This is a genomic window from Hymenobacter tenuis (assembly GCF_054780495.1).
Genome location: NZ_BAAGWF010000004.1, coordinates 254626 through 266850, shown reverse-complemented (window position 1 = coordinate 266850; position 12225 = coordinate 254626). Strand labels below are relative to the sequence as shown.

General features: G+C 57.7%; 3 protein-coding genes. 1 reads left to right on the top strand and 2 read right to left on the bottom strand.

Translation table 11 applies throughout. The features are described 5' to 3' along the window. Positions 1-101: 101 nt before the first annotated feature. Both tamL and ACYVGU_RS14540 read right to left on the bottom strand, forming a co-directional pair. On the bottom strand, positions 102-2534 hold the full coding sequence (gene tamL / locus ACYVGU_RS14545; protein WP_460622659.1) for a BamA/TamA family outer membrane protein: 2433 nt from the start codon (positions 2532-2534) through the stop codon (positions 102-104). Positions 2535-2598: 64 nt separating this feature from the next. Next, entirely contained in the window at positions 2599-8079 is a 5481-nt protein-coding gene (locus ACYVGU_RS14540; RefSeq protein ID WP_460622658.1) for a translocation/assembly module TamB domain-containing protein, read from the bottom strand. 541 nt (positions 8080-8620) lie between these two features. Here ACYVGU_RS14540 and ACYVGU_RS14535 point away from each other — a divergent pair. Beyond that, complete coding sequence (locus ACYVGU_RS14535; RefSeq protein WP_460622657.1) at positions 8621-11350, top strand: 4-alpha-glucanotransferase; 2730 nt, start codon at positions 8621-8623, stop codon at positions 11348-11350. The last annotated feature ends 875 nt before the right edge of the window (positions 11351-12225 follow it).

Genomic DNA, 12225 nt, shown 5'->3' with positions numbered 1-12225 from the left:
CCCGCCACTTACGTGGCGGGGCTTTTTTGTTACTGCTCTTGCGCTCCTAAGCCATACTGTACTAGGCTTAGCAATAGCTCAAACCCGGTACAGGTCGCGGCCTAGAAAGGGTAGCCAATGGCAATGTTGAGGCGGCCAGAAGTAGGTGTCTTCTCGTAAATGACCTGATTCAAAGCATCCCGGATTTCGGTGTTGCTGTAAGGCAAGCGCAGCGGATATGCATAATCGAAGCGGATGACGAAGAACTGCACATCAATACGCAAACCAGCACCGGCACCCACGGCCAGCTCTTTCATGAAGGAGTTGAACGTGAACTGACCGTTTTTACCATCGGGGTTGCCCTCGGCATCAATGGTTTGGCGGCTGGGGTCGTTGTTGATAAGCCAGATATTACCGGCATCAACAAACAGCGCACCCTTCACATACGGAAACAAATCTTGGCGGTACTCGGCGTTGGCTTCAATGCGCATGTCACCAACCTGATCATAGAAGGCGCTGGTTTCACGCGACAGGGGGGTTCGGTACGTACCAGGACCTAGGCCGCGGGCAGCAAAGGCCCGCACGCTGTTGGGGCCGCCAATGCCATACTGCTTAAGGTAGGGCAACACATTGGCATTCTTGTAAGGCAGCCCTAAGCCCAGCAGCAGGCGAGTAGCAAACTTGTTGCCACTGGCCGGACTAGCGCTGGTGCGGAAGTAGTTGCGCAGCTCTAAGTCTACTTTCGTGTACTGCGAAAACTGCTGGCCCAAAATGGTGTAGGAGTTGCTGCCGTCGGGGTTCGTAACCTGGGGCTGGCCCGTGAGCGAGCTGGCCAGATACGCCAGGTTGCCGGCCACTTCCACGCCGCCGCTAAAATAAATCTGGTTGCGGCGCTGCTCCAGGGCCTGCTGGTTGTAGGTATAGCGGTACGAGCTGGCCAGAATGGACTGCTGCCGGAAGGAGTTGGCCAGAAACGGCCGCTCAATCAGCAAGCGGTTGAAGGCGGCGCTGGTATCGGTAAGGCGCAGGTACTGCACATCAATGGGGCGCAGCTCGTGCTCGTTCGTGATTCTGGTTTTCCAGCTGTAGCCGTAGTTGAAGTTGAAGCCGCGCTGCGTAAATGCATCTACCCGCGTCACAGACCGTACCCCCACCCCAAAGGAAGTACGCGGCTGAAAGTCAGAGTTTACCAGCCGGATATCGAAGGGCGGTGTAATCAGGCGCGGCACAAGCAGTTGGGCATCGGCACCAAGCTCGTAGCTGGTAACACCAATGGTGGTGGCATTGCTCTGGGTCTGGTTTTCAAAGGAGCCCGTGAGGTTGATCAAGAGCTGCTCGGCCCCGCGCAATGCTGAGCGGTTGCGGTACTGCACCCGGAAGCCGGGCCCGGTGAAGCCGTTGGATTTGCTGACCAGCTGCACCTCGGCCCGCAGGCTCTTCTTGGGCAGCTGCGTCATGCGCACATACGAGTTCAGGAAGCCATAGCCTGCCGAGTCGGCTTTTTGGCGGGCGGGCCGAAACCCGATGTCCACGTACTTGAAGGTGCCTAGGCTCATGAGGCGGCTCAAGGTCTGGTCTTGGCGGCGGCGGCGGTACAGGCTGTCGGGGTAAATAAACGTAGCATTGGTAATGGACCGCGCCTTGAACATCTCCTCATCCGGAAAGTACAGGTAGCCCTGGTAGCGAATGGGGCGCTGCTCATTGATGGTAGTATCGGTAAGCGAGTAGTTGGTATTGAGCCGAACGCGGTTCACCAAGTAGGGCTTCGAGGCTTGCTCTGGCGTTTTCTCCTTGATTTTCAGGTACACGTTCATCTCATTATTGAGCGTGCTGTCTACCTGAAACAGAATGTACTCGGGACTAAAATAATAGAAGCCTTGGTTTTTCAGCACGCCATCAATGCGGGTGCGCTCATTCGTGAGCGTTTGCAAATTGTAGGCGTCGCCAACCTTCAGCAGGGAGGCCGGCTGGGTTGCGCGCACTGCGCGGGCTAGTAGCGAGTCGCCCTCCGGGAAAAAAATTTCCTTGATGGTGTACGGTTTGCCTACCGTTGCCGTGTAGTCAACGGTGGCTGCTTTACCCTTGGTTTGCACGCGGCTGTGCACCTCGGGCTTGAAGTAGCCATTGTTGTAGAGCCGGTTCACCATCAGGCCCTTCACCTTTTGGGTATCTACCTGGCTGAGTAGCACTGGCTTCTCGCCGTACTTATTGGCTATCCAGTGGCCCAAGCCTTTGGTTTTGCCTTCGCCCAAATGCCAGAAGTACAGCTTAGGCCGAATTCCGAGAAACGAGCTGTTGGGCTTGGGCGTGATAACCGATTCCAGCTCCGTAGTCAGCTCTGCCTCCCGGGGTATCGGGCTGGCCGATTTTATCTTTACGGTGCTGCCCGTGTACAGCTTGCTGCCCTCCGGAATGTATTTGGTGCCCGAGCACGACGCCAGCAGGGCCAGCGCCGCAACTCCCAGGCCCCACCCACCCCGGCGGGCCGGGCAAGCCTGACCACGAGAGTCGGCAGCGTCCTTGACTGAGGAGAGGAAGGGCAGAAAATGCAACATGAATTGGAAGTTCAGAACAGAAAAAATAACAGACGACCTTTCGGCCAATCAGGCACCTAGGAAGTTAGCGGCGCGGGGCCGACGACTGCGTAACACGACGGGCAGAATCCGGCCGAATAAAGACCGGCCGCAGCTTGGTAGAATCTTGGGGAGCAGCGGAGGAGGCAGTAGCTACCGTGTCGCGGCCGGCTTTGCGGTCTTGGCGGCGGCGGCGCTTCTCCAGCTTCACTTCCTCTTTTACTTCCTCATCGATGCCCTTGAACAGGTCGGCTAGGTTGCGGTAGTCGCGCTGGAAAATCAGGGAAGCGCCGGTGCGCACAAATTGCCCGTCAATATCGCCGTAAGCATTGTTGCGGAAGGCGCGCAGCCGGATCCGGCCGTTGGCCAGCACATTGTACTCCACGCTTACGTCGCCGGCAAAGGCGCTTACCCCCGACTGGTTCTGGCCCTGCGAGGCCTGGTTGCCGCCGCCTAGGGGTACATCGGTACCCAACCGTACCGTGAGGCGGTTATTAAGCAGCTGCCGGCGCACGGCCACGTTCAGGTCGGTGCGGGTTTTCTCGGCGCCGCTGCTGAAGTCGGCATAGGAGTTCACCCCGAGCTCCACGCCCAAGTTGGAGAGGTAAGAGCCCGTGAGGTTGTTGAGCTGCTGCGTGAGCACTTGGCTGGCTGAGCCGCGCAGCTGGCTGGCTACTAGGTTGCCGCTGCTGCTCTGGAAGGGGTCATCAGCCAGGAAGCGGTTCAGCACCAGCAACGAAAACACCTGCTTGTTCAGCTCACTTTCCTGGGAAGGCTGGCGTAGCTGCGTCAGGCGGGCTTCAATGGGGCCGCGCAAATCAGACCGGGCCTCCTCGGGCAAGCGAATGTTGAACCCGATAACAGGCTTGAGCAGTTCGCCGGTCACTTTCAGATCTACCTCAAACGGAAGCTGGTTGCGACCAATAGCCGACAAAGATTCATCGGCTAGGCCCTGCGCCGAAATCAGCTCGGCCGGGGCGGCCCGCACCTTGTAAATGGCCGTTACGTTGGCCTGCCCATTGTAGGGGTCGCCGCTCCACGTGATAGAGCTGCCCGGCGCAATATCAAATTCGCGGGAGGCCAGATCATACAACGACATCTGGTATTTACCATCTGTAACATCGAGGCGGCCCGTGAGGGTGATGGCGCCCGTAGCATCAATGGCGGTGTTGAGCGTGCCGTTGGCCTGTACCCGCAGGTTGTCGCCGGAGGCCTCGTCAATTACAATGGTGAAGGGCGTTTTGTCGGTGACGGTTACCAAAGCCTGCACGTCGTAGCCACTGGTGGTTTGCAGCGTATCGAGGGCTAGCTGACGGGCCAGCATGGTATCAACGGGGGCGCTTTTATCTATGAACTCCACAATGCCTTCGCGCTCAACTTTCACAGGGTCATCGGTGGGCACGCCCACAAACAGGTCGGAACCATTCGCCACCCTAGCCCGCGTCCGGACGATAGGCAGGTTTAGGTTGCCGGTAATGCGCGAGTCAGAATCCACAAACAGCTTACCCCAGAACAGCGGGTTGTCACGGCGGGAGCTTTGCACAGCCAAGAAGTTCTCCGTAGTCGCTTCCAAATCAAAGCGGAAGTCCGACACATAGTCGCGGGTCCGGATGGAGCCGTTTACCACGGCTCGGTTGCCTAGGGAGTCTTTTACAATGAAGTTATCGAAGCCAATGCCCTGGTTGGTAAAGTCAATATCCTGCGAGGCCAGGAAGTACGGTGCACCCAGCTGCGAGAGGGTAAAAGTGGCATCGGGAGTGGTGGTGAGCGTACCGTTTACCACGGGCTGGGTAGCGCTGCCCGTTACGGCTAGCTGCCCCGTTACGCCGCCACCCATCTGCTGCAATTGCCCCAACGAGAAAGGCTCGACAATTTTCAGATCCAGCCGGTTTACGTTCACATCAAACTGGATGGGGCTGGCCGGCGTGGCCAGGTAGTAGCCCACGGCCCGCACATCCATGCCCTGCTGGTTGGTGAGGCGCATATCCACGCTGTAGCGGTCGGAGGTTGGGTTGGTAGCTTGTAAGGCAATGTCGCCGATGGCGGCTTTGTTGAACACGAAGCCTGCTAGGTTGGCGTTGGCCGTAAAGGCCTGCTTGGGCTGGCCTAGGCTAAAGGCTACGGCTTGGCCATTAAGCGTACCGGCAATCAACGAATCCTGAAAGCCAGCGGCCCGACCCAGCGCATTGATTTCCAGGTTCTCCATGTTCACCTGCAGCGGATACTGTGCGCCAGCCAGCGTTTGGAGGCTGAGGCGGCGGTTGTTGCGGCTGAAGCTCAGGTTTTGGGCAAAGATGGCACCCGTCGCACTGGTATAGCGAATCTCATTGTTGGTCGGAATGTCCCACTGCTTCTGATCGAGCATCAGTTTGGGGTCGAACCGGAAGGTATAGGCATCACCGCCACCTAGCACGCGCAACGCGCCAGCCAGATTCAGCCGCTCGGCACTATCCGACTGGGCAATGCGCAGCCGCGTCCCGATTTCGTTGTTCTGAATGCTGCCTACTAAGCTAGGGTTCGGTACCGACAGCGTAGTATCCTGACTGATTTGGCGCAAGCCCAAAGCGTAGTCCAGCTTCTGCGGATCGGAGCTGACGTTAAGCTTCAGTGAATCCAGGGCATAGCCCATGTACACGATGCGGCCCACACGGGTGTTCAGGCGCAGGTCGGCGGCGCGGCTGTCGTAGCTGCCGGTGAGCTTAAACGGCGTGAGGCGCGTGAGGTCAGGCACCAGCTGCTGCACCAGGCGCGGCTGCTTCAGGTTGGCTTCGAAGGTAAACTGCCGGTAGTCGGCGCTGGGGCGGTATTGCACACCGGGCAGGTCAAAGTACCGATCAAGGTGGCGCTGCAACTCAGTGGCAATGTCGCCGAGGCGGGTGTTGCCGCGCAAGGTCACATCGGCTACGCTGCTGGTAAAGTCGACTTCAGTGCGGCCCGTGCGCTGCACAATGCGGCCATTCACAGAATCGAGCGCAAAGGGCTGGTTGTTGCTGACGATGACTACGCGGTTGCCCGAGAAGGTGCCGTTCAGAGTGTTCAGATCAGAGCCGCTGATGTTAGCCGTCAGGTCGCCCTGTACGCGCAGGTCGCCGCCGGTGTAAAAGCCCAGGGCCGTGAGGTTGGCTCCGCGCAGGTTCAAGCGGTCAACAGTATAGGTAGGGTTCGAGGCATTGCGCAGGTCGATAGTCGCCAGCAGATCGAGGTTGAGGTTGGGGTCGTCTTTGCTGCTAGCATCCACCACATAGCGGTTCCGGTCGATGTCGACTTTAGCCGTGATGCCGCGGTAGGTGTAGTTATTGTACGTAGCCTCCTGCACCTGAGCGTTTAGGGTACCACGCAGCTGGTTTGGGTCGAGGCCGCCACGGCCCGTGAGCGTACCGCTGGCTGTTACTTTGCCAATGGTGGGGTCGTTCAGGAATTTGCCTACATCCAGGCGTTGCGTGCTGAAGGTAGCCGTTACGGGTTCTTGGCCGGCGGGGCCTTCGCCCACATTTACTTTGGCGGCTAGGTTGCCATAACTGGTTGTAGCGCGCAAATCGGTATCAAACACCAGTGCCGTAGGGCGTCCCCGGAACGTGCCCGATACCGCTATGCGAGGTGGCAGATTGTAGCCCGCTGGCAACGTACCGGCCGGCAACACCCCCCGGATATCAGCAGCCGTCGAGACAAACTCCTGAATGTTCAGGTCAGTGTAGAGGCGGCGGTCGGTGTTGGGCAGCCCCTGGATTCGGCCGCTAGCCCGCAGGCGAGTACCCGTCAGGCCCCGGAAGTTGACGTTCTGGAGAGCCAGGTTGTTGAGGCGCCCCTGCACGCGGCCACTAAGCGTAAGCGGCAGGTTGGGGTTGGTAGCCAAGGGTGGCAACGTGCCGGCCGGCAGCAGTCCGCGCATATCGGTTTCAGTAGTGCGCAACTCCCGGATGTCGAGGTTCAGTACCAGCCGCTCATCGGTGTTCGGTAAGCCCTGAATACGACCCGAGCCGCGCACTACCGTGTTGCGGAAGCCCACAGCATCGAGGTTCCGGATCTGTAAATCACCTACTCGGCCGCTCACCTGCCCACTTACCAGCACCGACTGATTGGGGCCGGTCGTGAAGGGCGGGGTTGACGCCAAATCGGGGGCTAGGTAGAGAATGTCGCGGAAGCCGAGGCGGGTGTCGCGCAGGTCGCCCTCAATGCGCAGGTTGGGCAGATCGTCGGCAATGGCATCCAGGTTTTTGTAGCGCATGGCCAGCGTCTGGCGGATGCGCGTGTGCGGCGTAACCAAATCCAGATTATCAAGCCGGGTTTGGGCCGAGTCGAAGATGACATCGGCCTGGGCGCGGGTCACGGCAAACCCACTTTGCTCCTGCCCAGCCAGCTGGGTAATACGGCCGGTGGTGCTATTTTCAGAGTAACGCAGGTTCTCGGTATTGAGCACCAAGTTGGTGAACTTGAGGTGGTTGTAGTCCATGCCCCGCACCTTGGTTTTCTGGCGCGGTTCATTGAAGTTATCAAAGGCCACGTCTACCCCACTGATATCGGACTGCTTCAGGCTAACTACCCAACTAGCCTCCTGGCCGGTTGCATTTTCTACTGACTTGTTCAGGTCGCGCACGGCCTCAGCTGGGTTTACTACGCGCTGCTCTACAGGCACTTCCTCGTTCTGAGCGTACGCGAAGCTAGTGTTGCGTAGCTTCAGGGTGTTCAGGGCTACCCGGCTGTTTATCAGGTCGATGTTGTCGGCTGTAATTTCCGCTTCGCCCACACGGGTACTGATGAACTGCGACGACGGGTTGTTCTTATATGTCAGGCTGACGTTGTTCAGCAGCGCCCGGTTCAGGCCGAATTCCAGCTGTAGAGCCGCCGTATCGGCGGGGGTGTCTGGCGGCACTTTGGTTTGCACAATCCCAATGCTGGTATTTTTCAGCGCGGCCTGATCGACCTTATAGGTAGAGCCATCCACGTCCACTAGGTCCATGTTCACGGCCAACTCCCCCACCTTGGTGCGCACGTTCATACCATCCACCGCATCGTTGTACGTGAGCAGTATGTTGGTTAGGCGCAAGTCGCCGATGTTGTACTGAAAGCCCGCACCTGTAGTATCGGCGGGGGTAGTAGCTGCAGTGGCCGTATCGCCGGCGGTGAAGGCGTTGAGGATAAAATCGTAGTTGCTGATGCTGTCGGGTTCCGTACGCTTAATAGCAATGCGGCCATCGTTGAGCTCCAGGCTTTTCAGGTTGATCTGGGATTTGGTGAGGGCCCAGATATCAATATCCAGCCCTAGGTGCCCCACGGACACCAACGTATCCCCTTTTTGATCTTCCAGATACACGCCATCGAGGCTGAGCGCGTGCTTAAAGTCAGAGCGAAACTTCCCGATTCTGACTTCGGTCTGGAGCTTGTCGCGCAGGTAATTTTCCGCTTTCCGGGCCGCAAAATCCTGACCTGATGAGGTTTGCAGAAACACAAAAACCCCGGCTACTAAGAGTAGCACGAGCCCGACGAGCCCTAACAGGGCGTAAAGAATACGACGCAGATAAACTGGCAAAAGGCAGAGAGTAGAATGAAACCTAGTCCGGCAAACGATAAACACCCTCCCCAGGTTTGCCCGATGCCCTTTTTACCGGTCACTCAGGCCGTTATAGCTACCAATGGCTTGCTTCTACCCCTCTCTTCCGCTCCAACCCGCCGCCACCTAGTCTGTCACTCGGGCCGTTGCCGCTACCTTTTGCCAGCAGCCGATGCCTAGTACTAGGTACCTAGCGGGCCCGGCCGATGACACACGTATCCGAGCAACTCCCACTGCTTTGAAGGCGAACCTCCCTCTCAGTTTGCCTTTAGGAAGGGGGTAGTAAGGTCACGTTTGAGAAAAGTTATTACCCACTCACTTTTATTTTCGGCGGGTAAAATTTTGGGCATGGAGGCAAAAAATCAATCGGGCATCAACCCCGTATCAACCGGCCATTACTAGGCCCAAAATCAAGGTAAAATGCCTGAATTTATGTCCGTTTGAGGCCCTGCCCAGCGCCACTTGACAGCGCATTAAGCCTTATCTTTCGGCCCTATTTCTTCTGTAAAATCAGTACCCGATGATTCTTCGCTTTACGCTACCCTTCCGCACGGCCTGGGGCCAGCGCCTGGTAGTTTGCGGCTCATTGCCCACACTGGGCCAATGGAACCTCGACCAAGCTCTGGACCTGTTCTACCACGCTGACTCAGGCACCTGGTCTCAGGAAATTAGCCTGCCCGATGACCAGCTGGACACCGTGGAATATAAATACGTGCTGCTGGATGAGCGCGATGGGGGCAAGCATTGGGAATGGGGCCCGAACCGGAAAATTACCTATGAAGCCGGCCGCTTTACGCGCGTTGTGCTAGAAGATTTTTGGCGCGCTCCGGCCTTGGCTGAAAACGAGCTGCACACGGCCGCTTTCACCAAAGCCCTGATGCGACGCCCCGCCCCTGCGGCAGCGCCGGCAACTCCCGCTGCCGATGCCGTGGTGCGTTTTCAACTGGCGGCGCCACGCGTCGAGTCTGACCACCAGCTGTGCGTGCTAGGCTCCGATGCCGCGCTAGGTGCCTGGGACGCCCAAAAGGCCGTGCTCCTCTCAGACGCTGACTACCCTACTTGGGTGGCAGAAGTGGCGTTGCAGAACCCCAGCCAGACGGTGCAGTACAAATACGGCATCTGGGACCCGCGGACGCAACAAATTGTGCACCTGGAGGCCGGCGACGACCGCCTTATTCAGCCCAGCCAGGGGCCACGCACTTTAGTGGTAAAGGCCGATGACCACTTCCGCTACCCTACCGGCAACTGGCGCGGGGCGGGCGTGGCATTGCCCGTGTTTGCCTTGCGCAGCCGCCGCGGCCTGGGCGTAGGCGAGTTCCCTGATCTGAAGCTGCTCGTAGATTGGGCCGCAGCGACCGGCCTGAAACTCGTGCAAATTCTGCCCATCAACGACACCGTAGCCACCCACACCTGGGTAGATAGCTACCCCTACGCGGCTATTTCGGTGTTTGCCCTGCACCCGCAGTACCTCAACCTCGACGAAATTGCTGAGCTACAGGACCCCACGGCGCGCCAGGAACTAGAGCGCCTGCGCGAGGAGTTAAACGCCAAAGACTTCGTAGACTACGAGCCCGTGATGAACGCCAAATGGCAATTCATCCGCCAGCTCTATCAGCAGGAAAAGGCTGCGTTTTTAGCCAACCCCGATTTTCAGCAGTTCCGCGAGGAGCAGCAGGCCTGGTTGGTACCGTACGCGGCCTTCTCCGGCCTGCGCGACCGGTTCCATACCGCCGACTTTACCCAGTGGCCCGAGGAGTTCCGCACGCCGGCCAAGGTAGCCGAGCTGACCGATGAGGCCAGCGCCGACTTTGATGAGTTCGGGATTCACTTCTTCACGCAGTACTACCTCGATAAGCAGTTGCGGGAAGCCGTTGACTATGCCCGCCACCACGGGGTAGTAGTAAAAGGCGACCTGCCCATTGGTATTTACCGCCACTCCGTAGATGCCTGGACCCAGCCTGAGCTTTATCACATGCACCAGCAGGCCGGCGCGCCCCCCGATGACTTCTCGGTTACGGGTCAGAACTGGCGCTTCCCCACCTATAACTGGGAGCGAATGGCCGAAGACGGCTACCAGTGGTGGAAGCAGCGCATGGGCCACTTGGCCCGCTACTTCGATGCCCTTCGCATCGACCATATTCTGGGCTTTTTCCGCATCTGGGAAATTCCGGGGCATTCTGTAGAGGGCCTACTGGGTCACTTCTCGCCGGCACTACCCCTACACCAACACGAAATTAAACAGCGCATTGGTTGGTTCGATTATGGCCGCCTTTGTGAGCCCTATATCCGCTGGCACATTCTGCAGGAAATCTTCCACGGTCAGGCCCAGAGCGTGTTTGATGAGTTCATGGAAGATGCCGGCCACGGCGTTATCCGCCTGAAGGAGCACGTGCGTACCCAGCGCCAGATTGAAGCCGTGCTGGAGGTTCAGCTGCAACAGGACCCTAGCAACGCCGAGCACTACCGCTGGCTGCGCACCGGCCTGTACCGCCTAGTAAATGAGGTGCTGTTTGTGCCCGACGACCAACAGGCTGACTTCTACCATCCGCGCATCACGCTGCACCTAAGCCGCTCGTTTCGGGAGCTGGATGACCAGACGCGCCCACGCCTGCAGGAACTGTACTTCGACTTTTTCTACCGCCGTCATGAGGACTTCTGGCGCCGCCAGGGGCTAGTAAAACTGCCGGCCGTGCGCTGGGCTACCGATATGCTCATCTGCGGTGAAGACCTGGGTATGGTACCTGATTCGGTGCCGGGCGTGATGAAGGCCCTGGGCATCCTGGGCCTTAACATCCAGCGCATGCCTTCTGACCCGAGCGTAGAATTCGGCCACCCAGGTGCCGCGCCATACCTCTCCGTGGTTAGCCCCGGCTCGCACGACATGAGCACGGTGCGTGGCTGGTGGGAAGAAGACCGCGAGAAAACGCAGCGTTTCTTCGAGACCATTTTGGGGCACCACGGTCAGCAGGCGCCACCATTCTGCGAGCCCTGGGTTGCCCGCGACATTACGGTGCAGCACCTGTACTCGCCGGCTATGTGGGCCATCTTCCCCCTCCAGGATTTGCTGGCTATGGATGCGAGCTTACGCCGCCAAGACCCACTTGCTGAGCAAATCAACGTACCAGCCAACCCAACTCATTTTTGGAAATACCGCTTCCACCTCAACCTTGAGGATTTGCAGCAGGAATCTGGCTTTAACCAAGAAGTTCAGCAGCTCGTTAACCAAAGCGGCCGCAACCAAGTGTACTAGCCGGCCTTTTTCAACAAACCAGACTACGAAGCCCCACCATCCGGTGGGGCTTCTTTTTTTGCCCAACGAAAATCTAGCTGACGGCGGAGCTTGGCATATGCTGGCTGCGTTTTCCCAAAGTGGGACAATTACGGCAGCACAGTAAAAATCTTGGCCAATTCATTCGCTAACAAAATCGACCAACTCACCGAGAACAGCTCGTCATTCAGCGAAATCAACCGGGCTCGCCACACGCGCAAGGTAGTTTTGAGCTAGATAGTAGTGCACTCACACCTCATTCCATCGCTAGAGGCCCCTCCCTCAGACAATCTTCATTTCACTTCATTCTATGAAAACACGCTTACGATTAGCCCCCTTCCTGCTAGCATGGCTCATGTTAGCTGAAAGGCCTGCTTGGGCACAAACAGCCGTAAATAAAGCGGCCCCTATTATTCCAAAATCATTTGGGGCTACTGCTATCAAGCCGCTTTCAGCTACTTCGACTCCTGGCAGCTTTACCATTCTTACACTGCCAGCAAAAGGGGTACTACGGCTCAATGGCACTCCGATAACTGCAGTTCCAGCTACTGTATCCGTGGGTAACGCCGGTTCGCTGACCTATGCTCCTGATGCTACCGCAGCAGCAGGCAATTATAGTTTTACATATCGCACTAGCAATATTGCGACTGCGGCTACATACTCGCTGCCTGTTAGTAATGCTTCATGCAGCCAAAACAGTGCTATTGACTTTTCAGAGCGAACAGTAGGAGAGAGCTGGAAAGCACAGGCAGGGGTTACAGTTGCTAATACTACTGTAAGCACTACGAGCTATACCTCATCTGTTCCAGCAGGGCAGACAAATATTTTGGGCATAGAAAACCAGCCCGCCCGCCTTT

What these genes read in the sequence shown, in the direction of transcription:
- tamL (WP_460622659.1), bottom strand. Translation starts at nt 2,534, where the DNA reads ATGTTGCATTTTCTGCCCTTCCTCTCCTCAGTCAAGGACGCTGCCGAC.
- ACYVGU_RS14535 (WP_460622657.1), top strand. Translation starts at nt 8,621, where the DNA reads ATGATTCTTCGCTTTACGCTACCCTTCCGCACGGCCTGGGGCCAGCGC.